This window comes from Halomonas getboli, from assembly GCF_023094245.1.
Lineage (GTDB): Bacteria > Pseudomonadota > Gammaproteobacteria > Pseudomonadales > Halomonadaceae > Halomonas > Halomonas getboli.
In genome coordinates, this window is the sequence record NZ_JALMEW010000003.1 from 61,331 (window position 1) to 85,337 (window position 24,007).

Annotated in this window: 22 protein-coding genes; 17 read left to right on the plus strand and 5 right to left on the minus strand. The window is 68.2% G+C overall.

Features of this window, described 5'->3' with window-relative positions; all coding sequences use genetic code 11:
* Positions 1–241 precede the first annotated feature (241 nt).
* Both MYL53_RS07740 and trmB read left to right on the plus strand, forming a co-directional pair.
* Positions 242–1,327, plus strand: coding sequence for a phosphatase PAP2 family protein (locus MYL53_RS07740; RefSeq protein ID WP_247853054.1), 1,086 nt, complete (start codon positions 242–244; stop codon positions 1,325–1,327).
* Between the two features lie 39 nt (positions 1,328–1,366).
* Positions 1,367–2,056 carry a tRNA (guanine(46)-N(7))-methyltransferase TrmB gene (gene trmB, locus MYL53_RS07745; RefSeq protein WP_247853055.1) on the plus strand — a complete coding sequence of 230 codons (690 nt, stop codon included), beginning with the start codon at positions 1,367–1,369 and terminating at the stop codon, positions 2,054–2,056.
* Between the two features lie 6 nt (positions 2,057–2,062).
* Here trmB and MYL53_RS07750 read toward each other — a convergent pair whose 3' ends face one another.
* Complete coding sequence (locus MYL53_RS07750; RefSeq protein ID WP_247853056.1) at positions 2,063–2,956, minus strand: LysR family transcriptional regulator; 894 nt, start codon at positions 2,954–2,956, stop codon at positions 2,063–2,065.
* A gap of 115 nt (positions 2,957–3,071) precedes the next feature.
* Here MYL53_RS07750 and MYL53_RS07755 point away from each other — a divergent pair, with 115 nt between their 5' ends.
* The 5 genes from MYL53_RS07755 to glnE all read left to right on the plus strand — a co-directional run bounded on the left by MYL53_RS07755 (position 3,072) and on the right by glnE (position 9,104).
* The gene (locus MYL53_RS07755) at positions 3,072–3,488 is read left to right on the plus strand and encodes a PACE efflux transporter (RefSeq protein WP_247853057.1); all 417 of its coding nucleotides are present in this window, start codon (positions 3,072–3,074) and stop codon (positions 3,486–3,488) included.
* Positions 3,485–3,817 carry a DMT family transporter gene (locus MYL53_RS07760; protein WP_425591745.1) on the plus strand — a complete coding sequence of 111 codons (333 nt, stop codon included), beginning with the start codon at positions 3,485–3,487 and terminating at the stop codon, positions 3,815–3,817. The genes MYL53_RS07755 and MYL53_RS07760 overlap by 4 nt, the downstream gene beginning before the upstream one ends.
* Before the next feature lie 322 nt (positions 3,818–4,139).
* Complete coding sequence (dacB, locus tag MYL53_RS07765; protein ID WP_247853059.1) at positions 4,140–5,582, plus strand: D-alanyl-D-alanine carboxypeptidase/D-alanyl-D-alanine endopeptidase; 1,443 nt, start codon at positions 4,140–4,142, stop codon at positions 5,580–5,582.
* A gap of 82 nt (positions 5,583–5,664) precedes the next feature.
* A complete protein-coding gene (locus MYL53_RS07770) occupies positions 5,665–6,036 on the plus strand; it encodes a diacylglycerol kinase (RefSeq protein ID WP_247853060.1) in 372 nt (123 codons plus the stop codon).
* A gap of 80 nt (positions 6,037–6,116) precedes the next feature.
* A complete protein-coding gene (gene glnE / locus MYL53_RS07775; protein ID WP_247853061.1) occupies positions 6,117–9,104 on the plus strand; it encodes a bifunctional [glutamate--ammonia ligase]-adenylyl-L-tyrosine phosphorylase/[glutamate--ammonia-ligase] adenylyltransferase in 2,988 nt (995 codons plus the stop codon).
* Positions 9,105–9,107: 3 nt separating this feature from the next.
* Here the strand turns inward: glnE and MYL53_RS07780 are convergent, their stop codons facing one another.
* Positions 9,108–9,782, minus strand: coding sequence for an HAD family hydrolase (locus MYL53_RS07780; RefSeq protein ID WP_247853062.1), 675 nt, complete (start codon positions 9,780–9,782; stop codon positions 9,108–9,110).
* Positions 9,783–10,260: 478 nt separating this feature from the next.
* Here MYL53_RS07780 and MYL53_RS07785 point away from each other — a divergent pair, with 478 nt between their 5' ends.
* The 6 genes from MYL53_RS07785 (at position 10,261) to MYL53_RS07810 (ending at position 16,695) form a co-directional block, all read left to right on the plus strand.
* Positions 10,261–12,105, plus strand: a complete 1,845-nt coding sequence (locus tag MYL53_RS07785) for a bifunctional sugar phosphate isomerase/epimerase/4-hydroxyphenylpyruvate dioxygenase family protein (protein WP_247853063.1) — start codon at positions 10,261–10,263, stop codon at positions 12,103–12,105.
* Positions 12,106–12,158: 53 nt separating this feature from the next.
* Positions 12,159–13,025 carry a shikimate dehydrogenase family protein gene (locus MYL53_RS07790; protein WP_247853064.1) on the plus strand — a complete coding sequence of 289 codons (867 nt, stop codon included), beginning with the start codon at positions 12,159–12,161 and terminating at the stop codon, positions 13,023–13,025.
* Positions 13,022–13,462, plus strand: coding sequence for a type II 3-dehydroquinate dehydratase (gene aroQ, locus MYL53_RS07795; RefSeq protein ID WP_247853065.1), 441 nt, complete (start codon positions 13,022–13,024; stop codon positions 13,460–13,462). The genes MYL53_RS07790 and aroQ overlap by 4 nt, the downstream gene beginning before the upstream one ends.
* A 316-nt stretch (positions 13,463–13,778) precedes the next feature.
* Positions 13,779–14,801 (plus strand): TRAP transporter substrate-binding protein DctP, encoded by a 1,023-nt coding sequence (gene dctP, locus MYL53_RS07800; protein ID WP_247853066.1) that lies wholly within the window; start codon positions 13,779–13,781, stop codon positions 14,799–14,801.
* Positions 14,802–14,864: 63 nt separating this feature from the next.
* Positions 14,865–15,419 carry a TRAP transporter small permease gene (locus MYL53_RS07805; RefSeq protein WP_247853067.1) on the plus strand — a complete coding sequence of 185 codons (555 nt, stop codon included), beginning with the start codon at positions 14,865–14,867 and terminating at the stop codon, positions 15,417–15,419.
* Position 15,420: 1 nt separating this feature from the next.
* Positions 15,421–16,695: a TRAP transporter large permease gene (locus MYL53_RS07810; RefSeq protein ID WP_247853068.1), complete on the plus strand. Its 1,275-nt coding sequence runs from the start codon at positions 15,421–15,423 to the stop codon at positions 16,693–16,695.
* Positions 16,696–16,781: 86 nt separating this feature from the next.
* Here the strand turns inward: MYL53_RS07810 and MYL53_RS07815 are convergent, their stop codons facing one another.
* The 3 genes from MYL53_RS07815 to MYL53_RS07825 form a co-directional block, all read right to left on the minus strand.
* A complete protein-coding gene (locus MYL53_RS07815) occupies positions 16,782–17,735 on the minus strand; it encodes an AEC family transporter (protein WP_247853069.1) in 954 nt (317 codons plus the stop codon).
* Positions 17,736–17,769: 34 nt separating this feature from the next.
* A complete protein-coding gene (locus MYL53_RS07820) occupies positions 17,770–18,522 on the minus strand; it encodes an IclR family transcriptional regulator (protein WP_247853070.1) in 753 nt (250 codons plus the stop codon).
* Between the two features lie 78 nt (positions 18,523–18,600).
* The gene (locus MYL53_RS07825) at positions 18,601–19,380 is read right to left on the minus strand and encodes an IclR family transcriptional regulator domain-containing protein (protein ID WP_247853071.1); all 780 of its coding nucleotides are present in this window, start codon (positions 19,378–19,380) and stop codon (positions 18,601–18,603) included.
* Positions 19,381–19,533: 153 nt separating this feature from the next.
* On the opposite strand from MYL53_RS07825, the gene MYL53_RS07830 reads away from it, so the two are divergent.
* From MYL53_RS07830 to pcaF, 4 genes are all read left to right on the plus strand, one after another.
* Positions 19,534–20,889 carry a class-II fumarase/aspartase family protein gene (locus MYL53_RS07830; protein ID WP_247853072.1) on the plus strand — a complete coding sequence of 452 codons (1,356 nt, stop codon included), beginning with the start codon at positions 19,534–19,536 and terminating at the stop codon, positions 20,887–20,889.
* 230 nt (positions 20,890–21,119) lie between these two features.
* On the plus strand, positions 21,120–21,938 hold the full coding sequence (locus MYL53_RS07835; RefSeq protein ID WP_247853073.1) for a CoA transferase subunit A: 819 nt from the start codon (positions 21,120–21,122) through the stop codon (positions 21,936–21,938).
* Positions 21,938–22,726, plus strand: coding sequence for a CoA-transferase subunit beta (locus MYL53_RS07840; RefSeq protein WP_247853074.1), 789 nt, complete (start codon positions 21,938–21,940; stop codon positions 22,724–22,726). The genes MYL53_RS07835 and MYL53_RS07840 overlap by 1 nt, the downstream gene beginning before the upstream one ends.
* A gap of 16 nt (positions 22,727–22,742) precedes the next feature.
* Entirely contained in the window at positions 22,743–23,951 is a 1,209-nt protein-coding gene (pcaF, locus tag MYL53_RS07845; RefSeq protein ID WP_247853075.1) for a 3-oxoadipyl-CoA thiolase, read from the plus strand.
* Positions 23,952–24,007: the final 56 nt, after the last annotated feature.

Below are 24,007 nucleotides of genomic sequence, written 5' to 3' on the forward strand. Positions count from 1 at the left end.
CGGTAAATGTGACAAGCCGGGTTCCTCGTAGTGCGGTTGATATATGGGCTGCTATTGTCCTTTTGGCCAAGGATCATAGCACCCGGCCCGGTGCGCCGTCATGCGAGGCATGGAAGGGTTTCCCACGCCTTGCACGATTCGGCGGCGATCGGTCGCGCCGGGGCGCTGGCGCGGGATGAATCAAGACGATCGGCCCGTCATCGGGAGCGGAGGTTCGGGCGTGGGTTGTCGGGAGGAACGGATGCTGCAGCTGGGATGGCGGTCGGGACTGGCCGGGGTGCGCGAGGACGCTCCCGTTCATGTGACGGCGATGGCCTATATCGGGGTGGCCTGGACGGCCGCCGCGCTGATCGGCCGGGGAGACGATTTTTCCTTCCTGATCTATCCCGAGACGCTGTTGCGGCTACTAGTCTTCTTCGGGCTGCTGACCGGGATCGGCTATCTCGTTCACCTGTGCGTGTGGGTGCGGCCGGCGTTTCCGCTGCGACACCTGTTGCGTCAGGTCCGAGGAGCGCTGGGGGTGGCGGGGCTCTGCCTGGCCGTGCGCTCGGTGGCGCTGCTGCTGATCCTGTCGCTGACGTTCTCGGCCATGTCGTCGTTCAAGACGTTGATTCCGGTGATCCATCCGTATCACCTGGATCACGTCCTCATGGTCCTCGACCGCTCCCTGCACCTCGGGCAGGCGCCCTGGCGATGGCTGCAGCCGCTGGTGGGCCATCCCCGGACCACCTTCGCGCTCAACATCGTCTACAACCTATGGTTTCTGGTCATGTTCGGCCTGCTGTTCTGGGTCGTCTTCCGGGAAACCGGTCGCCGGAGACAGCATTTTCTGGTGGCCTTCCTGCTCTGCTGGGCCATCAACGGCTCTCTGCTGGCGGCGTGGCTCTCCTCGGCCGGGCCTGCCTACTGGGCGCATGTGCTGCCGGCTATGGAAGATCCCTATGCACCGCTGATGGCCTACCTGGAACGCGTCGATGCGCAGCATACCCTCTGGGCGTTATCGACCCAGGCGAAGCTCTGGGAGGACTATGCGCGCCAGGGGCTCGACGTGGGCTCCGGCATCTCGGCGATGCCCAGCATGCATGTCTCCGTGGCCTGGCTGATGCTGCTGTATGCCTGGCGAAGCGGCTGGTGGCTGCGTGTGCCCGTCCTGCTCTTCGTCGGCTGCATAGGGATCGGCTCGGTGCATCTGGCCTGGCACTATGCCGTCGACGGCTATCTTTCGATCGTCACCACCAGCCTGATCTGGTGGGCGGTCGGACACTGGTCGACGCGGCGAGAGTGCCGGCGCCAATCGGCGTGCGTACGCGTTGCCGATGTCGGCTGATAGAATGCGCGCCTTCCCATTCCCCGACCGATCACCGCCATGTCCGAGCGTTCTCGCATCATCACCTCCAACCAGCCCGGCCCCCATCACGATCTGGCGCGCCGGGTCGAGCGGGCCCTGACCCATCCGCTGCGCAAGCCGCTGGCCGACCATACCCGCGAGGCCTTCGCCGCGGCCGAGGCGTGGCGGGCGGCACGGGGCGAGGCGCCGCTGATCCTCGATGCCGGCTGCGGCGTGGGGCTGTCGACGCGGCGGCTGGCCGAGGCCCACCCCGACTGCGTGGTGATCGGCGTCGATCGCAGCGCCGACCGGCTGTCCCGCGAGCACGGCGCGCCGCCCGACAATGCCCTGCTGGTACGCGCCGACCTGGTGGACTTCTGGCGGCTGGCGCTGGCGGCCGGCTGGCGCCCGGTGCGCCACTACCTGCTGTATCCCAACCCCTATCCCAAGTCGACGCACCTCAAGATGCGCTGGCAGGGGCATCCGGTGTTTCCCGCCATCCTGGCGCTGGGCGGGCGGCTGGAGCTGCGCTCCAACTGGCGGCTCTACGTCGAGGAGTTCGCGCTGGCGATCGAACAGGCGACCGGCGTCGCCTCGCCGGTGGAGGCGCACGACCCTGAGGGCGATTTCCTCACTCACTTCGAGCGCAAGTATCACCTGAGCGGCCAGCCGCTGTGGAAACTGGTGGCCGAGCTGCCGCACCGCCCGGGGCTGATGCCGGTCGAGTGAGCCGGCTCAGCGGCGGCGTCGGTCGCGGAACCGCTCGCCCAGCGTCTGCCGCAGCCAGCGGGCGATCGGCCCCTGGGCGGCGTCGCGGCGTGAGACCGTCTCCACCTCGATGATCGGCAGGGGGCCCAGCGCCGTGTCCGGCACCGCGACCAGGTCGTCGCGGAACGGCGGGTACTGGGCGATGTGCTCGGGCACCAGCGCCCAGCCGAGCCCGCGGGTGACCAGCTCGGCCATCGAATAGAAGCTGTTCAGGCGCCAGAACTGGGCGCTGAGCGGCGTGTCGCCGTCGCCTTCCGAGCGCGAGGCGATCAGCAGCTGGCGATGGCCGGCCAGGTCGCCGTGGGTGGGCGCGCCCTGGCCGGCCAGGGGGTGATCGCGGCCGACCACCAGCGACTGGCGCAGGTGGGCGATCGGCATGCCCTCGAGCAGCGGACCGCGGCCCAGCCGGCCGAGCAGGATGCCGAGATCGGCGGTGCGATCCTCGACCCAGCCGGCGATATCGCCCTGGGCACCGTAGAGCAGGGTCAGCTGCAGGGCGGGGTAGTGGTGGGCCAGGGCCTCGAGAGTCTCGTCTACCGGTGGCATCTCGACCAGCGCCTCGTCGATGGCCAGCACCAGCCGGGCCTCCTCGCCCTGGGCAATGGCCCGGGCACGGGAATCCAGCCGCTGGCACTGGCGCAGCACCGCCCGGGCCTCGTGGAGCAGCGCCTCGCCGGCCTCGGTCAGGCGCGGCAGGCGGCCGTCGCGGTCGAACAGGGTGCAGGCCAGGTCGGCCTCCAGGTGGGCGATGGCGGTGCTCACTGCCGACTGGGCGCGGCCCAGGTGGCGGGCCGCGGCGGAGAAGGAGCCGCGCTCGGCGCAGGCGACGAGCACCTCCAGCTGGTCGAGGGTCCAGCGCATGGGTGACCTATCGATTTTTCAGATGGAATCCAACTCGTATCCATCGCCATGATGGCGAGAATGGGCGCCCAGGTCGAGGCCAGTTGGCCTCGTGATGACATCTCGGGAGGTGACGATGCGCTCCTGGACCGAACGACTGACCCATACCGTGCTGTTCGAGGCCGGCGGCCTGGTGATGGTGACGCCGCTGGCCAGCTGGCTGACCGGCCATGGCATGGCCGAGATCGGCGCGCTGGCCGTGGGTCTGGCCAGCGTCGCCATGCTCTGGAACCTGGTCTGGAATCGCCTGTTCGATGCGCTGGTGCCGACGCGTCGCCGCAGCCTCGGTCAGCGCTTCGCCCAGGCCTGCGGCTTCGAGCTCGGCCTGCTGGTAATGACCCTGCCGGCGGTGGCCTGGTGGCTGGACATCGGCCTGCTCGAGGCCTTGTGGCTCGATGCCGGCTTCATGCTGTTCTTCCTGGCCTATGCCATGGTCTTCAATACGCTGTTCGATATCGTGATGCGCCGTCGGCTGGCGCGAGGAGATGCCTGATGGCCTATCTGTACCTGGCGCTGGCGATCGTCGCCGAAGTGGTGGCGACCAGTTCGCTGAAGGCGTCCCAGGAGTTCACCCGGCTGTGGCCGAGCGTGGTGGTGGTGGTGGGCTACGTGCTGGCCTTCTATCTGCTGACCCTGGCGCTTCGCACCCTGCCGGTGGGCATCGCCTACGCCTTCTGGGCCGGACTCGGCATCGTGCTGGTGACCCTGATCGGCATCCTGGTCTATGGCGAGCGCCTGGATGCGCCGGCGGCGCTGGGCCTTGCCATGATCATCGGCGGGGTGGTGGTCATCCAGGCCTTCTCCCGGGTCTCTGCCCACTGAGGTGCATAAGTATTGATACCGTCGACAGGTCTATGAGGGGCGCTATGAACCCATCCCTGGGCGCTTCTTTGGCCCTACGGCGCTCCCGCATCCTGCTCCGCTTGCAGGTCCGGTGCTGGCCATCCTTGGCCAGCCCGTTCGGCGGAATCCGCCTCACCCATGGCCAAAAACCCCCTCTTCGACCTGTCCCCGGTATTCCTCTTGGTTTCCGAATCCTCTTCTTTCCGATCAGTGTCAGTCGGTCGAATCGCGCCCGGGGCACGGGTAGACTGCGGCTCTGCCGCGCTTTCTCCTGTGCCCTTCGACCTCACGGATGACGCCCATGCTGTCTCGCTGCTTCTCGCTCTGCCTGCTGTTGCTGCTGCCCCTGACCGCCCTGGGGCAGGGGTTCTCCCACCTCTCGGAACTGGCCGATGACGGCTTCCGTATCGGCGCCGAGGCGCGCCTGCTGGGCAACGGCGAGCCTGGCGAGACCCTGGGCAGCCTGTCGCCGCAGCGCCAGCTGGCGCCGGCCTCGGTGTCCAAGGTCTACATGGCGGCGGCGGCGCTCGAGCGCTTCGGCCCCCAGCATCGCTTCACCACGCGGCTGCTCGGCAGCGCCGAGCCCGATGCCGAGGGCGTGCTGCACGGCGACCTGATTCTCGATGGCGGCGGCGACCCGGCGCTGACCACCGAGGACCTGTGGCGGCTGGTCCAGCGCCTGCATCAGGCCGGGGTGCGCCGGGTCACCGGGCGGCTGGTGGTCAGCCAGTGGCGCTTCGGTCCGGTGGCCTGCCTGACCGTCGACCGCTGCGAGGGCCAGCGTCGGGTCGACAACGCCTATAGCGCGCTGCTCTCCTCGGCGGCGGTCAACTACGGCAACTGGTGCGTGACTGTGGCCCCGGCGCGTACCGCCGGCGCGCCGGCCCGGGTCACGCCCTGCGACGGCCGGGCCGACCTGGTGCGCATCGACAACCGCATCGAGACCCGGCCGCCCAACAGCGGCACCCAGCTGTCGGCGGAGCGGATCACCGACGGCGACGGCGACGTGATGCGGGTGTCTGGCCAGATCTCCACCAACGCCCATCCGCGCGAGCTCTACCGCACCAGCTCCGACCCCGCCGAGCAGGCGGCGCGCACGCTGATGGCGATGCTCGAGCAGGGCGACATCGCGGTGGCCGGCGGGCACGTCACCACCACCCTGGAGCCGCCGGCCGGGGCCGTGCGCCTGGCCGCGGTGGATGGCAAGCCGCTGCAGGAACTGCTGCTGCGCACCCTCAACTACTCCAACAACTTCATGGCCGACACCCTGACGCTGGACCTGGCCACGACGCCGCGACCGTCGCTGAGCCAGGGCGGCGATGCCATCGAGGCCTTTGCCGGCGGCCTGCCGGGCCACGGCCCGCTGCGCCTGGACAGCGGTAGCGGCCTGACGCCGGAAAACCGCACCAGCGCCGCCGGGGTGAACGTGCTGCTCGAACACATGTTCCGCCAGCCCTCGCTGTTCCCGACCTTCGTCGCCGCGCTGCAGTCGCCGAGCAATGGTGTGATGCGCTTCATCCGCCGCGGCCCGGCGACCTTCCAGGACCATGTCATGCTCAAGACCGGCACCCTCTATCAGCCGGTGTCGGTGCGCGCCGCGGCCGGCTACTTCCGCACTCGCAGCGGGCGCTGGGGCGTGTTCAGCGTGCTGGTCAACGGCACCGGCTCGACGCCCTACCTGAGCTGGTCGCAGGTGCTGGAGCGGCTGTCGGTGGACCTCACGGCGATGATCGAGGCGAACTGAGTCGCGCCGTCGACGTAATAATTACCTAATCCGGCTCTGCTACCCTCGGCGTTCTCACGCCGAACGCTGATGGATGCTATCGATGAAACCCGGACACACCGGCTGGCGCCACCTGGTGCACTCCACCCGCTACTCCCTCAAGGGCCTCGGGGCGGCCTACCGCCACGAGGCCGCCTTTCGTCAGGAGCTCGGCCTGTGCCTGGTGATGACGCCGCTGGCCGTATGGCTGGGCCGCGAGCCGGTGGAGTGGATCCTGCTGATCGGCAGCTGCCTGCTGGTGCTGATCGTCGAGCTGCTCAACAGCGCCATCGAGAACGTGGTCGACCGCATCGGTCCGGAGCGCCACAAGCTCTCCGGCCGCGCCAAGGACATCGGCTCGGCGGCAGTGATGATGGCGCTGCTGACCGCCGGCCTGACCTGGGGGCTGATCGCCTGGGACCGCTTTCTGGGCTGAGCGGGACGAACGCCGTCTAGTGCCGTCCGGCCGGGCTTGGGTATGCTGAAGGGCATCGATCAACCGGATGCGAGACGCCCATGGCCCTGCCCGACGACTTCCTGCCGCTGGATGCCATTCCCGAACCGCTGGCGGCGCCGCTGCGACACGCCCGCGAGCGCCTGGCCACGGCCCTCGAGCAGGCCGACAATCTGGCCGAGATGCAGAAGCGCGAAGGTCCCGGCGAGAGCTGGTTGGCGCTGGCCCCGCACCGCCGCGAGCAGCTGGCGCGGGTGCTGGCGGTGTCGGAGTTCGTCGCCGAGACGCTGATCCGCCATCCCGACTGGCTGCCCCAGCTCGACGCTCTGGGCGAGCTGGACGCCGCCCCGGACGCTGACACCCTGAGCGAGACGCTCGCCGAGCGCCTCGAGGCCGCCGAGGACGAGGCGGCCATGCACGCCGCGGTGCGCCGCTTCCGCCAGGTGCGCATGCTGGGCATCGTGTGGCGCGACCTGACCCGCCCGCCGGGCATCGACATGTGGGCCACCGCCGGCGCCGTCACCCGGCTCGCCGAGACCTGCCTGGAGCAGGCGCTGGCCTGGCTCGAGCGCCACGTCGAGGCGCGCTGGGGCCGTCCCGGGCCGCGCGCCGACGGCAGCGAGCAGCGCCTGGTGGTGCTCGGCATGGGCAAGCTCGGCGCCGGCGAGCTCAATCTCTCCTCCGACATCGACCTGATCTTCGCCTTTCCCGAGAAGGGCGAGACGGTGGGCGGGCGCAAGACGCTCGAGCATCAGGAGTACTTCACCAAGATCGGCCAGAAGCTGATCGGCGCGCTGGACGCGGTGACCGCCGACGGCTTCGCCTTCCGCGTCGACATGCGCCTGCGCCCGCTGGGGGACGGTGGCCCGCTGGTCGGCAACTTCGCCTCGCTGGCCAGCTACTACCAGGACCAGGGCCGCGAGTGGGAGCGCTATGCCATGCTCAAGGCGCGCCCGGTGGCCGGCGACCTGGAGGCCGGCACCGAGCTGCTGGCGAGCATCCGGCCCTTCGTCTATCGCCGCTACCTGGACTTCGGCGCCATCGAATCGCTGCGCGAGCTCAAGGCGATGATCAACCGCGAGGTGCGCCGCCGCGGCATGCAGGACAACATCAAGCTCGGCCCCGGCGGCATCCGCGAGGTGGAGTTCGTGGTCCAGGCTTTCCAGCTGATCCGCGGCGGTCGCGACACCGAGCTGCAGGTCACCTCGCTGAAGACCGCCCTGGAGCGCCTGCCGGAGCTGGGCCTGCTGCCCAGTGAAGTGGTCGACGAGCTGATGCCCGATTACGTCTTCCTGCGCGACCTCGAGCACGCCATCCAGGCGCTGGAGGATCGCCAGACCCAGACCCTGCCGGCCGAGGAGCTGGCCCGCGAGCGGGTCGCCCTGGCGCTGGACATGGAGGACTGGCCGGCGCTGATGGCGCGGCTCGACGAGGTGCGCGAGCGCGTCCGTCGCCACTTCGACGCGGTGATCGCCGACCCCGAAGAGGCCGACGGCGATGCGTCCGCCGCGGGCGGTGGCGGCATCGAGCTGGAGGAGTGGCGGGCGCTGTGGCGCGACGAGCCCGACGAGGAGGAGGCGCTGGCGCGGCTCGAGGAAGCGGGCTTCACCGACCCGACCGCCGCTTACCGGCGCCTGCGCACGCTGCGCGACTCGCGTCAGGTGCAGGCCATGCAGCGCATCGGCTACGAGCGCCTGGAGGCGCTGATGCCGCTGCTGCTCGACGCCGCCGCGGCCAGCGAGGCGCCGGACGTGGCCCTGGAGCGGGTGCTGCCGCTGGTCGAGGCGGTGCTGCGGCGCACCGCCTACCTGGCGCTGCTGCGCGAGAATCCCGAGGCGCTGGAGCACCTGATGCACCTGTGCAGCGCCAGCCCCTGGATCGCCGAGCAGCTGGCCCGCCACCCGATCCTGCTCGACGAGCTGCTGACCCCGGACACCCTCTACACGCCGGCCGACAAGGCGAGGCTGGCCGACGAGCTGCGCCAGGCCCTGGGGCGAATTCCCGAGGGCGACGAGGAGGCCGAGCTCGAGGCGCTGCGCGTGTTCAAGCACGCCCAGGTGCTGCACGTGGCGGCCTCCGACATCGCCGGCACCCGCCACCTGATGAAGGTCAGCGACTATCTCACCTACATCGCCGAGGTGATCCTCGAGACGGTGTTGGCCATGGCCTGGAAGCACCTGACCCGCAAGCACGGCTTCCCGCTGCGCCGCGACGGCGAGCGCTGCGGCCAGGCGCCGGAATTCCTGATCATCGGCTACGGCAAGCTCGGCGGCATCGAGCTCGGCTACGGCTCCGACCTGGACCTGGTGTTCCTTCACGACGGCGCCACCCGCGGCAGCACCGACGGCGATCGGCCGATCGACAACGCGGTGTTCTTCACCCGCCTCGGCCAGCGCATCATCCACCTGCTCACCGCGGTGACCCCGGCCGGCAGCCTCTACGAGGTCGACATGCGCCTGCGGCCCTCGGGCAACGCCGGACTGCTGGTGTCGAGCCTCGACGCCTTCGCCGACTATCAGCGCCGCGAGGCCTGGACCTGGGAGCACCAGGCGCTGGTGCGGGCCCGGGTGGTGGCCGGCCACGATACCCTGGCCGAGGGCTTCGACGCCGTGCGCGGCGAGATCCTCGGCCGCGAGCGCGACGTCGAGGCGCTGCGCGAGGAGGTGGTGGCGATGCGTCACAAGATGCGCAAGCACCTGGCGAGCCAGGCCGAGGGCGACGACTTCGACCTCAAGCAGGATCCGGGCGGCATGGTCGACATCGAGTTCCTGTGCCAGTTCGCGGTGCTGGCGATGTCTCACGACAGCCCGGCGCTGCTGCAGTGGAGCGACAACATGCGCATCCTCGAGACCCTGGAGAGTAGCGGCCGGCTGCCCGCCGAGGACGGTGAGCGCCTGCGCGAGGCCTACCTGGCCTGCCGCACCGCGGCCCATCGCGCGGCCCTGACCGGCGATCCGGCCCGCGGCGACAACGCCGACTTCGCCACGCATCGCCAGGCCGTCATCGCGGTCTGGCAGCGGCTGCTCGAGCCGGCGTCAGGAGACGCCTGAGGTCTACGTCTGGCGATACCAGCTCGCGAGCGCGGCCTCCAGGCCGCGCAGGTCGAGGGTGGTGACCACGTCCGTGGGGAAGGGGGAGGCCGCCGGATCGGCGGTGACACCGACGAAGCCCGTGGCATTGGAGCGGGCGGCGCGATAGTCGTTGTAGGAGTCGCCCACCATGACCGTGCTTGGTGCCCGGAGGCCGTGCCGATTCAGCAGCTGGCCGAGCCCCGTCACCTTGTCCGGCGGCGAGCCGATCACCTCGTCGAAATGGCCGGCCAGGTCGCGCCGGGCGACGATCTCGCGCAGCTCGTGCTCGGGTGTGGCGGACAGCAGATAGATCGGCAGGCGACCGCGATGGCTTTCGAGGAATGCCAGGGCGCCGGGAATGGCGGGAGCGGCGAGAATGCGCTGCTCCACGCCCGCCTTGAAGCGTCGGCACAGCGCCTCGATGGACGCCTCGTCGGCCGGGCGGCCGAGGATCTGCGCTTCGATGTGGCGGAACTTGACCTCCCGGGGCTGGCCGCCGCGTCGGCCCAGATAGGCGCGGACGGCGCGGCGCAGGGGCTCGGGCTGGTCGTCGTAGAGGGCGGCGAAGGCCTCGCGCTTGAGGCTCGCCGAGTCGAGGATCACGCCGTCGAAGTCGAAGACCAGCACGCTGTCCGGATCGCAGAAGAAATCGCTCACGTTGGGCTCCGCTGCACGCGCACCACCGGGCCGCGTTTCCGTGGGGACGGGGCGCGTTTCAGGAATATCGGGAAGCCGTGGCTCGGGTGTGTCGCCGCCCCGTGCCGCGCCCGCCAGCCTGGGGCATCAGGATACTGGGTTCGTTTGTCGAACTAAAGTGCTTTATACGAACAAGCTGGAATCGGTTTCCAGTACTGTCAATCTGCTGCAAGGTCATCTAAGACCAAGGTTGCGGTCAACTATCGTGTAACGAGAAAAGCGCCTGAAACGCTGTCATGGCGGGCCACAAGGGAGTGTCGGCCGTGATTCGGACAATTGGCTGCCGGCAAAAGCGGCTTGCCTTGACACCCGGGATGTCGTGCATAATGCGAACTTTGCGACGCTATGCGAACATTTGTCAGGGCGTCTCTCGCCGCGTCGACGCGACCCCGCCGGGGATGTGGCGAGGATCTCTCGATCCGATTGTCAGGAGGTTCAGATGCGTGCCATCGCCACCGTGTGCCTGAGTGGAGATCTGCGGACCAAGCTGGAAGCCATCGCGCGCGCCGGCTTCGGCGGCGTGGAGATCTTCGAGAACGATCTGCTGTCCTTCGACGGCTCCCCCGAGGAGGTGCGCGAGCTCTGCGATTCGCTGGGGCTGTCCATCGTCGCCTTCCAGCCGTTCCGCGACTTCGAGGGCATGCCCGAGCCCCAGCGTAGCCGCAATCTGCAGCGTGCCGAGCGCAAGTTCGATCTCATGGAGCAGCTTGGCACCGATTTCCTGCTGGTGTGCAGCAACGTCTCGCCCCAGTCCGACGGTGATCTCGACCGGGTAGCCGCCGACCTGCGCGAGCTCGCCGAGCGAGCCGGACAGCGCTGCATCCGCATCGGCTTCGAGGCGCTCGCCTGGGGCCGCCATATCTCCGACTACCGGGACGCATGGGAAGTGGTGCGGCGCGCCGATCACCCCTATCTCGGCGTGGTGCTCGACAGCTTTCACATTCTCTCCCGCGGCCATGACCTCTCCACCATCGGCAAGATTCCCCGCGACAAGATCTTCTTCGTCCAGGTGGCCGATGCGCCGCTGCTCGACATGGACGTGCTGCAGTGGAGCCGCCATTTTCGCTGTTTCCCCGGCCAGGGGCGCCTGCCGCTCGAGGCCTTCATGCGCGAGCTGGCCCGCTCGGGCTACGACGGTCCGCTGTCGCTGGAGATCTTCAGCGATGCCTTCCGCGCCGCGCCTACCGAGATCACCGCCCTGGACGGCCTGCGCTCGCTGATCTGGCTCGAGAACCTGGTCGAGGATGGCCCCTGGGCGGGGCGGATTCCGCCGGCCCCGCACTACCGCGGCATCCATTTCATCGAGTTCACCCTCGACGAGGAGAGCGCCGCGCCGCTGGGCGAATTCATCGGCGCGCTCGGCTTCCGCCACGTGGGGCGCCACCGCTCGAAGAACGTCGAGCTGTGGAAGCAGGGCGAAGTGCATCTGGTGCTCAACTTCGAGACCGACAGCTTCGCCCATACCTTCCGCCTGCTGCATGGCACCTCGGTGTGCGCCGTGGGCTTCCGCGTGGATGACGTGGAGCAGGCGCTGGACCGGGCCCGCGCCTTCAAGGCGCCGCGCTTCCGCGGCCAGGTCGGCGAGGGCGAGATGGAGATTCCGGCCCTGCGCGGCATCGAGGGCAGCCTGGTCTACCTGGTTGACGACCAGGCGGCCGGCGACCTGCAGTGGCGCACCGACTTCGAGCTGTTCGATCAGGAGAGCCGCGACGAGGCGGGGCTGGTGCGAGTCGATCACCTCTCCTATGTGCTGCCGGCCACCCAGCTGCTGGGCTGGCAGCTGTTCCATCGCACCGTGTTCGGCTTCGCCGCCGAGGCCGAGAACGAGATCGTCGATCCGCGCGGGATGATGGTCAGCCAGGCGGTGGTGAGCCCGGATCGCAGCATTCGCCTGCCGCTCACCGTGTCCCAGGTGCAGGAGACCCAGCCCGGGCGCTTCCTCAGCGAGTTCCGCGGCGGCGTGCAGCAGATCGCCTTCGAGAGTCGCGACATCTTCGCCACCGTCGACGAGATCCAGGCCCGTGGCCTGCCGCTGCTGAAGATTCCGGGCAACTACTACGACGACCTCGAGGCGCGCTATGACCTCGACGAGTCGCTGCTGGAGGCCATGCGGGCCCGCAATATCCTCTTCGACCGCAATGGGGACGGCGACTTCTTCCATGCCTACACCGAAACCTTCTCGGGGCGCTTCTTCTTCGAGATCGTCGAACGGCGAGGCGGCTACCAGCAGTTCGGCGAGGCCAATGCCGGCATTCGCCTGGCGGCCCAGTCGAAGAGCGGATGACGTTTCATGGTCGGAGTTTTGATATCCACAGGAGCTTTCCAGGAGATAACGCCATGAAACTGGGGCTGATCGGCAAGGCCATCATGAACTCCAGCTCGCCGGACCTGCATGTACGGCTGGGCGAGCTGACCGGCATTCCCGCCACCTATGATCTGTTCGATGCCAACGAGCTACCTATCGACTCCCTGGACAGCCAGGTGCGTCGGGTGATAACCGAGGGCTATCGCGGCGTCAACGTCACCTTTCCCTGGAAGGAGGCGGCGGTGCAGCTGGCCGACGAGGCCACCGAGGGCGCGCGCATGGTCGGGGCCGCCAACACTCTGGTGTTCGAGGACGGACGCATTCTCGCCGAGAACACCGACTTCACCGGCTTCGTCAGCGGCTTTCGCGCCACCCTCGGCGAGCGCGCCCCGGGGCGGGTGCTGCTGATCGGCACCGGCGGCGTGGGCAAGGCGGTGGCCTTCGGGCTCGGCAAGCTCGGCGCCGAGGAGGTGATCCTGCTCGACCTCGACGAGGCCAAGGCCCGGGGGCTCTGTGAGGAGCTCGGGGCCGAGGGCTTCCCGGCCTCGTGGATTCGCCCCGAGCAGCTGGCCGAGACGGTGGCGCGCTGCGACGGTCTGGTCAACTGCACGCCCATCGGTCACGAGAAGAGTCCCGGCTGTCCGCTGCCCGGGGAACTGATCGAGGCCCGTCACTGGATCTTCGATGCGGTCTACGTGCCGGCGGTCACCGAGTTCATTGCCGCCGCCCGGGCGGCCGGGGCCAGCGTGATGAGCGGCGTCAGCCTGTTCGTCTTCCAGGGCGTGGACGCCTTCAAGCGCTTTTGCGAGGATGCCGACAGGCGTGCTGCGGCCGACGAACAGGCCGCCGCACTGTTCGCCCACTACAAGCGGGAACTGCTGAAGGAGAATGACGGATGAGCGTGGGCAAGGTTCTGGTGCTGCACGGCCCCAACCTCAATCTGCTGGGCACTCGCCAGCCGGAGATCTATGGCCACGAGACCCTGGCGGACATCGACGACGCCCTGCGTGCCCAGGCCGCCGATCACGGCTGGGCGATCGACTGCCGCCAGAGCAATCACGAGGGCGAGCTGATCGATGCCATCCACGCCGCTCGCCTGGACGGCACCGCGGCGATCATCATCAATCCGGCGGCCTACACGCACACCTCGGTGGCGATTCTCGATGCCTTGAATGCCTTCGACGGCCGGGTGATCGAGGTACACCTGTCCAATGTGCACAAGCGCGAGAGCTTCCGTCACCACTCCTACGTATCGCTGCGCGCCGACGGCGTGATAGCCGGTCTCGGCAGTCGAGGCTACCGTGCCGCCCTGGAAGCATTGATCGCGGCCGGCTAAGCGCCACTCTCTGTCCTGGGGCCCGCCATGATGCGGGCCTTTTTTTGGAATGTCGTTGCATTTTTCGTCGTTCATGGCCGGTGTCGTCGATCCGGCGCTTGTGACGAACAAGCGCCAGAATACTGCCACGTAGCGGCTTCTAGGCGGATGGAGGAAGAGAGGCTTCAACCTTGGTCGTAATCCGCTGGCACCTCGTTGACACCCCGGCGGGGGGATTCTAGTGTTCGTCTCGTGCACTTAAGTTCGTTAGGCGAACTGAAAGCCTCCGGTCGGTGTTGGAACCAGAGACACAAACCATAATTAAGGGAGATCTCCCATGAACGTCAGAGCCGCCAAGTTAGCCTTTGTCGGTACCGCCCTCGCCGTCGGCGTGGCCTCGGTCGCCGAGGCGCAGCCGCAGACGATTCGTTTCGGCCACGTGGATCCGGATAACTGGCAGAATTCCAAGAAGGGAGCCGCCGCCCGGATCTTCAAGAACATCGTCGAGTCCGAGACCGACCTGTCGGTGGAGCTGTTCCCGGCCGGATCGCTGGGGGACGAGGACGAGATGATCCAGCAGGCCATCGACGGCATGACGCCGGTGGTGATGGTGTCCGGCGCCATGTCCAAGGTCTGCCCGGCCGCCGGCGTGCTGGACATCCCCTACATGTTCGAGTCCCCGGTGGTCGCCTGGGACGTGCTCGACGGTGAATTCGGCGACGCCCTGGCCCAGCACTGCCTGGAGCAGACCGGCCTGCGTACCCTGGGCTACGGTGAAACCGGGTTCCGTCACTTTACCAACAGCGACCACGAGATCCGTACGCCAGCGGACATGGAAGGCCTCAAGTTCCGCGTTCAGGATATTCCGCTTTACGTGGAGATGGTCGAAGGCCTGGGCGCCGAGCCCACGCCGATCGCCTGGTCCGAGCTTCCCACGGCGCTCTCCACCGGGGTAGTCGATGGCCAGGAGAACCCGGTGGGTACCATCTACAACAACAATCTGCATGAACTGCAGGACTACATGACCCTGGACGGCCACGTATACGGGACCGACTTCCTGCTGATCAACGAGCAGTTCTTCAGCATGCTGTCCGAGCAGGATCAGCACGTGCTCGAACGTGCCGGTGAAATCGCCGGCAACATGGGGCGGTCCATCCAGCAGTTCACCACGGCCGAAGGTCTGAAGGCCGTCAAGGAGGCGGGCATGCAGGTCTATCGCCCGACGCCCGAGGAGCTGGCACAGTTCCGCGAGCAGGCACAGCCGCCGGTCATCAAATGGCTGCGTGAGGACCTGGGTGACGACGCCGAGTGGATCGATCGCCTCCAGCAGGCTGTGGCCGACGCTACCGCCGACGAATAAGCCTCACCGCCGTGCCGGGTAACCGGCACGGCGACCCTCCGCTTCGCATGGGACGAAACGCTCATGGTTACCCTCTTTCGCCTGACACGACGCATTGCCGCGGGAGTCTTCGCCTTCGGCGCCGGCCTGTCGATGGCGCTGATCTTTCTGATCGTGTTCGGCAACGCCTTCACGCGCTACGTGTTCGGCAGTTCCCTGGCCTGGGGCGATCAGGTGCCGGTCTTCCTCGGCATCTACGGCGTGATGTTCGGTCTGGCGCTGGCCTACTTGCAGGATCGCCACGTGCGCTTCGGCCTGGTCGTGGACTTCCTTCCCCCGCGGCCGCGCGAGGCGCTGTTCGTGGTCGTCGACCTCGCGGTCGTTGCGATCGGAGCCCTGCTGGCCTGGTCGGGCTACCTGTTCATGGCCAGCCGCGGTGGCATGCGTATCTCAGGGCTCAGCGGCACGGTGCGCAGCCTCAGGGAGGCCACCGGCATGGAGTGGGTCGCCTCGCTCGGCACCCTGGCGCCTTACCAGTTTGCGCTGTGCCTGGGGGGCGTGCTGCTTGCCGTCGCTGCGCTGATCAAGCTCGTCGAGCGCCTGTCGGCGCTGTGCTCCCCGTCATCCGAGGTGTCCTGACATGGTCTACGTCATCCTGCTGGTCGGCCTCGCCATCGGCGTGCCGGTCGCCTTTGCCATCGTGGCCGCGCTGCTGTATTTCATGGCCAACGCCGGCTTCCCTTACCAGATATCCACCGTGGCCACCGAGATGTTCTCGGGCCTGAACTCTTTCGCCCTGCTGGCGATACCGCTGTTCGTGCTGGCCGGCGAGCTGATGAACGAGAGCGGCATCACGGTGCGTATCATCGCCTTCTCCAAGGTGCTGATCGGACGCGTCAGGGGCGGTCTGGCTCATGTCAACATCTGGGCCTCGGTGATCTTCGCCGGACTGTCCGGCTCCGCGGTGGCCGATACCTCGGCGCTGGGCAGAGTGTTCATCCCCGAGATGGAGAAGGAAGGCTATCCGCGCGACTTTGCCGCGGCGCTGACCGCCGCCTCTTCGGTGATCGGGCCAATCATTCCGCCGAGCATTCCGGTGATCATCTACGCGCTGATCGTCTCCGGAGTCTCGGTACCGTCGTTGTTCCTGGCGGGGATCGTGCCCGGGGTGCTGCTGGCGGTCTTCCTGTCCGGCTACGTGATGCTGTTCGCCGGCAAGTACGAGAAGCGCCGCGACGTCGATATGCCCAAGGAAGAGAAGCGTTCCATCCTGATCGACGGCATCATCCCGCTGCTGATGCCGGTGTTCGTGGTCGGCGCGATCCTGCTGGGCATCGTCACGCCCACCGAGGCTGCGGCCTTCGCCGTCGCCTATGCGCTGTTCGTCGGCACGGTGCTGTTCCGCAAGCTGAGCTGGCGCGATCTGCCGGGAATCTTCTCGCGTACCATGGTCGACAGCGCGGTGATCATGATCATCATCGCCGCCGTCGGAGCGGCCAACTGGCTGCTGACCTACAATCGCGTGCCGAATCTGCTCACTGAGTTCACGCTGTCCTACATCTCGACGCAGTGGACCTTCCTGCTGGCGGTGATCGTGCTGTTTCTGCTGGTGGGACTGTTCCTCGAAGGCATCGCCGCCATGCTGGTGCTTGTGCCGATCCTGCATCCCATCGCAGTGAGCCTGGGGGTGGATCCGGTCCACTTTGGCATCATCGTGATCTTCAACCTGATGATCGGCCTGATCACGCCGCCCATGGGGCTGTGCCTGTTCGTTGCCGATTCGGTGGCCGAAGTGGGGCTGGGGCGGCTGTCGAGGCGGATTCTGCCGCTATTCCTGGTAGAGCTGCTGGTGCTCTTCATCATTACTTTCGTGCCGGTCACCGTCACAGGGCTTCCGGCCCTGTTAGGTTACTGACCCGGTCGACGAGCCGGTCTCCCCGCGGCGGGCGCTCGAGAGGGCGCCCGCCGCTTTTGTTGTCACCGGTGGCGCGAATGCTGGGGTCAGGACACGGCGAAGAGATCGATATGCTGGATCAGCCACAGCACCAGACTGATGGTCACAAAGGAGGCCAGGGTACTGACCATCAGGGTCGCGGCGGCGATGTCGTCCAGCCCGAAGCGCTGGCCGAGCAGCGGGTAGACGCTGACCATCGGCGCGCTGGCGAACAGCAGCGCGCCGGCGATCCTCAAGGGATCGATGCCGGGCAGCAGCAGAAAGGCGCCGAGCACCAGCAGCGGATGCAGCACCAGCTTGCCGATGGCGATCTGGCTCATGTCCAGCGCCATGCCGTGGGGCCGTAGGCCATACAGCGAGCCGCCGATCACGAACAGGGCGGCGGGCCCCGAGGCTCCGGCCAGCATGTCGATGACCTTGGCCAGTGGCGTGGGCAGGGGCTGGCCGCTGGCCGACAGCAACACGCCGATCGCGAGCCCGATGAGGATCGGATTGCGCACCAGGCGCATGACGGTCTGACGCAGGGTGTCACGCAGGCCGTTGCCGGCCTGACGGCCCAGCTCGGCGAGTATCAGCGCCAGGGGAATGATCAGCAGGTTCTCGATCATCATGTTCAGGGCTAGCAGCACCGCCGCCGGCGGCCCCAGCGCCATGGCGACCACCGGATAGCCGATGAAGCCGCTGTTGGAGACCGACATGCCGAGTGCCTGGATGGCCCCTTCGGACAGCGGCTTGCGCTCGATCCTCAGGGTCAGCCCCAGCCCAAGGGCGAATGCTGCCAGTGAGCCCGCACCGTAGGCCAGCAGATAGTCGGGATCGAAGACCTCGCCAAGCGGGTTCTCGGTCAGGGCGCGGATCACCAGCGCCGGCAGCGCGAAGTACAGGACGAAGGTGCCGATCCCCTGCAGCGCCTGCTGATCCAGCAGCCGCCCGGCTCGGGCCAGGTAGCCGAGGCCGATGATCAGGAAGATCGGCGTCGTGATGGCGAGAATGTCGAGCACGGAAGCCTCCTTGCTGTCGTGCCGGGTGACGGGATCAGGTGAAGAGTCGCGAGGACAGCCAGGCCTGGGCCAGCTCTTCGGCGGCCTGGCGCAGGCTGGGCGCCAGGCGATGCATGCGTGGCTCGTCGAGGCGCACGCTGGGCCCGGCGACGCTGAGGGTGCCGAGCACCTGCCCGTTCAGCGGGTGGAGTACTGCCACCGCGAGTGCCGCTGTGCCGACGCCCGCATGCTCCACCTGCCAGCTGTAGCCATGGGTACGGGTCCGGTTCAGGTAGTCGAGAATCTCGTCATCGGAGCGGGGCGCCTGGGGGCCGTAGTCGTCCGCCGGGCCGGTGTCCTGTGCCTCGACCAGGGCGAGCGCCTCCTGGTTGCTGAGCCGCGCCAGCCAGGCGTGGCCAGAGGCGGTGCAGAACAGCGGCGCCTCGCGCCCCATGTCGGGATCGTAGCGCAGTCCGGAGCGGGCCCCCTGGGCCTTGGCGATCCAGATCTGGCGCTGGTTCTCGATGATCCCCAGGCGCACCAGCTCACCCGATTCCTCGGCCAGCCGGTCGAGGATCGGCTGGACGATGTCGGGCGCACCGCTGCTGGCCAGGAAGCGGCTGCCCAGGGCCACCAGGCGGGTGGTCAGCTGGTAGTGGGCGCTGAGTGGCTCCTGGCGCACGTAGCCCAGGCGAATCAATTCCTGGCAGATGCGATGAGCGGCGCTCTTGGGAATCTCCAGCCGTTGGGCGAGCGTCTGCAGGGGAAGGCCGCGGGCATCGGCAGAGAGGGCGTCCAGTATGCCCATTGTGCGCTCGATCAAGCTTGAAGCCATGAGGTTCCTCTGGATGGGGACGCCGTGGGTCGTCCCGATCTGGTGTGACGGTCAGCTTACGTGGGTCCGGATCAGCGCCACCTTGTCCTGCAGCAGCGGCAGGAAACGGTGGGTCAAGGTCTCGAAGTCGATGCGCGCAGCATTGGTGCTGACGTTGATGGCGCCGAGCAGATGGCCGTTGGCGTCGAAGGCCGGCACCGCCAGCGAGCGCAGCGCCGGGTCCAGTTCCTGATCGACGATGCTGTAGCCCTGCTGACGAACCTGCTCGATGCAGTTGCGCAGCTGGGCCTTGTCGATGATCGAACGCTCGGTGTGGGCCTCGAGCGTGACTCGCTCGAGGTAGGCGTCGAGCTCGTCGTCGGGCAGCTGGGCCAGCAGCACCCGCCCCATGGAGGTGTAGGCGGCCGGCAGCCGGGTGCCGACCGACAGGGTGATCGCCATCAGGCGGTGCTTGGCCGACGAGCGGCACACGTAGGTCACGTTATCGCCGTCGAGCACGCCCAGCGACGAGGATTCGCCGATCTCCTCGGTGATGTCCTCCAGGTATTGTTGGATCACCGAGCGATAATTGTTGGCCGACAGATACGAATAGCCGAGCTGCAGCACCTTGGGCGTCAGCTCGAAGTGGCGCTGCTGCTTGCGCACGTAGCCCAGGGCGTGGAGCGTGAGCAGGAAGCGGCGGGCCCGGGCGCGGTTCATGCCGGTCTTGGTCGCGACCTCGCTCAGCGTCATGCGCGGCGTGTCGTCGTCGAAGGCCTGGATCACCTCAAGGCCGCTGGCCAGGGCGGTGACGAAGTCGCGATCGTCCGGGGTCAGGGTGTCGTCTTGCATGGGCGCATCATCGCAGGTTGTCCGTATCGAGTTGATGGGGCATCCGCCAACAATCTAGCATAATGTTCGAAATGCGAACACTTGTGCGACTTTAGTCAGGGTCGCCATGGCCGCTCTAGATTGCCACTTCCTGCCCACCGCGGAGATTCTGCCATGCCCGTCGATATGCTCCAGTCCCCCTTCATGAGCCAGGAGGCCCAGGCGGCCAGCCGCGACGAGGACTTCGTCGGCGCGATGCTGGCCTTCGAGCTGGCCCTGGCCGAGACCCAGGAGGCCGAGGGCGTCATCCCCACCGGCACCGCCGAGCGCATGCGGGCCCATCTGGAAGGGCATGCCTTCGACGTGCCCGCCATCACCGCGGGCATCGCCAGCGGCGGCAACGCCGCCATTCCCTTCGTCAAGGCCGGCCGCGCCGCGCTGCCCGACGATCTCAAGCGCTACTGGCACCTCGGCGCCACCAGCCAGGACGTGGTCGACAGCGCCCTGATGCTGCTGCTCGCGCCGCGCCTGGCGCGGCTCGATGCGCTGCTCGTGCGCTGCCGAGCCGCCGGCATCGCGCTGATGGCGCGCCACGACGAGACCGTGATGGTGGGGCGCACGCTGATGCAGCAGGCGCTGCCGATCACCTTCGGCGTCAAGGTGGCCCACTGGGCGCTGGGCCTCGAGGAGGGGCGCCGGCGGCTGGTCGGGCTGACGCTGCCGGTGCAGTTCGGCGGCGCGGTGGGCGTGCACTCCGGTTTAGACGGGCCGGGCCGGGAGGGCCTCGGCCTCAGCGTCATGGACGGCCTCGCCGCGCGGCTCGGCCTGGCGGCGCCGGTGCTGCCCTGGCACACCGATCGCCAGCCGATCCATGCCCTGGCCAGCGGTGTCGATGCGCTGGCCGGCGCCGCCGAGAAACTGGCGCTGGATGTCTCGCTGCTGACCCAGACCGAGCTCGGCGAGGTGGCCGAACCCGCCGGCGAGGGCATGGGCGAATCGTCGTCGATGCCCCACAAGCGCAATCCGGTGCGCTGCGCGATGATCCGCGGGGCCTGCCGCCGGGTCCATGGCCACACCTCGGTGATCCTCAACGCCACGGCGCAGCCGCTGGAGCGCGGGCTCGGCGAGTGGCACGCCGAGTGGACGCCGCTGGTCGACGGCGTGCTGCTGCTGGAAGGCGCGCTGGAGCAGTCCGCCGTGCTGCTCGAGGGGCTGGAGGTCAACGCCGAGGCCATGCGCCGCAATCTCGCGGTGACCGGCGGCGCGATCATGGCCGAGCCGGTGGCGCGGCGGCTGACGCCGCAGCTGGGCCCCGATGCCGCCAAGGCGCTGGCGGCGGATGCGTCCGAGCGCGCCCGGCAGGCGGCGTGCCCCTATGCGCAGGCCCTGGAGGCGCTGCTGGGGGAGCGGCACGCCGAGCTGGCGGGCGAGATCACCCGCGATGAGCTCGAGGCCGCCACGGATCCAGCCTTATACCTTGGTAGCAGCAAGGCCCAGGTCGCGCGCGCGGTCCGCTGGCTGGAAGGCTGAGTAACTCGCTGAAAAAAATGGGAATTCGAGCAATGACAGGAGCCGGCCGTGCCGGCTCCTGGCGTTTCCGGCGTTTGACGCCGCCGGGCGTGCGGATTAATTTGTTCGTACTGCAAATCTATGTGCGTATAGCGAACTCTTCGGCGCGCATGGAGATCGAACAGCAACCGTGAACGCCGGCGATCCCTGCACACTCCTCGATCCGGGCGTTCCCACCAGAGGCGACTATCATGGCCGAGATCCTCAGCCTGCATGACGCGGTGGCGCGCTACGTCGAAGACGGCGCCACCGTGGCCATGGAGGGCTTCACCCACCTGATTCCCTTCGCCGCCGGGCACGAAGTCATCCGCCAGGGCAAGCGCGACCTGACCCTGATCCGCATGACGCCGGACCTGGTCTACGACCAGCTGATCGGCGCCGGCTGCGCGAGGAAGGTGATCTTCTCCTGGGGCGGCAATCCCGGCGTGGGCTCGCTGCACCGCCTGCGCGACGCGGTGGAGAAGGGCTGGCCGCACAAGGTCGAGATCCTCGAGCACAGCCACGCCGCCATGGCCTGCGCCTTCGAGGCCGGCGCCGCCGGGCTGCCGCTGGCCGTGCTGCGCGGCTACGTCGGCAGCGAGCTGCCCAACGTCAACGACCAGATCAGGTTCATCGAGTGCCCCTTCACCGGCGAGCGCCTGGCCGCGGTGCCGTCCGTGCGCCCCGATGTCTCCATCGTTCACGCCCAGAAGGCCGACCGTGCCGGCAACGTGCTGGTCGAGGGCATCGTCGGCGTGCAGAAGGAGGCGATTCTGGCCGCCACGCACAGCATCGTCACCGTCGAGGAAGTCGTCGACGATCTCGATACGCATCCCAATGCCTGCGTGATCCCGGGCTGGGCCATCGACGCCATCGCCGTGGCCGAGCAGGGCTCGCTGCCGTCCTACGCGCACGGTTACTACCCGCGCAACAACCGCTTCTACAAGGAGTGGGACGCCATCGCCCGCGACCGCGATGCCTTCACCCAGTGGATCGAAGAGAACGTCATGAACGCCGGGGAGACTGCCTGATGAGCCACGTCGAGAAGAGCCTGGACTACACCGCCGGCGAGATGATGACGGTGACCGCCGCGCGGGCGCTGGAGAACGGCACCACCTGCTTCGTCGGCATCGGTCTGCCCAGCGAGGCCGCCAACCTGGCGCGCCTGACCCACGCCCCGGACGTGGTGCTGATCTACGAATCCGGCACCCTGCAGACCAAGCCCGAGGTGCTGCCGCTGTCGATCGGCGACGGCGAGCTGTGCGAGACCGCGCTGACCACCGTCTCGGTGCCGGAAATGTTCCGCTACTGGCTGCAGGGCGGCAAGATCAACGTCGGCTTCCTCGGCACCGCCCAGATCGACCGCTACTGCAACCTCAACACCACCCTGATCGGCGACTACACCGCGCCCAAGGTGCGCCTGCCGGGTGGCGGTGGGGCGCCGGAGATCGCCACCAACGCGGGCGAGGTGTTCATCACCCTCAAGCACTCCAAGCGCGCCTTCGTCGACCAGGTCGATTTCATCACCACCCTGGGCTTCGGCCGCGACGGCAGGGGCCGCGACGGCGTGCCCAACATCGGCAAGGGCCCGACCCGGGTGATCACCGACCTGTGCGTGATGAAGCCGGATCCGGAGACCAGGGAGCTGGTGGTGGTGTCGCTGCACCCGGGCGTGACCGCCGAGCAGGTCCAGGAGGCCACCGGCTGGGAGATCCGCTTCGCCGAGACCCTGGAGAGCACCCCGGAGCCCAGCGCCCGCGAGCTCGAGGTGCTGCGCGCGCTCAAGGATCGCACCGCTCAAGCCCACGCGGGCCAGTAAACCAGGAGATCACCGCATGACCGACGTCTATCTCTGTCATCCCCGTCGCAGCGCCATCGGCCGCTTCGGCGGCACCCTGGCCAGCGTGCGCCCGGACGACCTGGCCGCCGACATCTTCAAGGCGGTGCTGGCCGAGGCGCCCCGGCTGGAGGCCGCGGCGATCGAGGAAGTCTTCATGGGCTGCGCCAACCAGGCCGGCGAGGACAACCGCAACGTGGCGCGCATGTCGTCGCTGCTGGCGGGCCTTCCGCCCTCGGTGCCCGGCACCACCATGAACCGCCTGTGCGGCTCGGGCATGGACGCCGTGGGCACCGCCTTCCGCGCCATCAAGGCCGGCGAGATGGACCTGGCCCTGGCCGGCGGCGTGGAATCCATGTCCCGCGCGCCCTACGTGATGGGCAAGGCCGAGAGCGCCTATGCCCGCGGCCAGCAGATCGAGGACACCACCATCGGCTGGCGCTTCGTCAATCCGCTGATGAAGAAGGTCTACGAGACCCACTCGATGCCCGAGACCGCGGAAAACGTCGCCGAGCAGTTCGGCATCTCCCGTGAGGATCAGGACGCCTTCGCCGCGCGCTCCCAGGCCAAGGTCGCCGCGGCCCAGCAGGCCGGGCGCTTCGCCGAGGAGATCGTCGCCATCGAGATCCCGCGTCGCAAGCAGGAGCCGCTGATCTTCGAGTCCGACGAGCACCCGCGAGCCGGCACCACCGTCGAGAAGCTCGCCAGGCTGCCGACGCCGTTCAAGGCTGAGGGCGGCAGCGTCACCGCGGGCAATGCCTCCGGGGTCAACGACGGCGCCGCGGCCATGCTGGTCGCCAGCCAGGCGGCGGTGGAGCGGCACGGCCTGACGCCGATGGCGAGGATCGTCGGCATGGCGACCGCCGGCGTCGAGCCGCGCATCATGGGCTACGGCCCGGTGCCGGCCGTGCGTCGCCTGCTCGAGCGCAACGGCGTGTCGCTGGACGAGATCGACGTCATCGAGCTCAACGAGGCCTTCGCCGCCCAGGCGCTGGCCTGCCTGCGCGACCTGGGCCTGGCTGACGATGATCCGCGGGTGAACCCCAACGGCGGCGCCATCGCCCTGGGCCATCCGCTGGGCATGTCCGGCGCGCGTCTGCTGCAGACCGCCGCCGTGGAACTCCAGAAGACCGGCAAGCGCTACGCGCTGTGCACCATGTGCGTCGGCGTGGGGCAGGGCATCGCCACGCTGATCGAGAGAGTGTAAAAGAGGCGCTAGATCGCCTCCGGGGCCGGCGTCGCCGGCCCTTCCCGTTTCCTGTA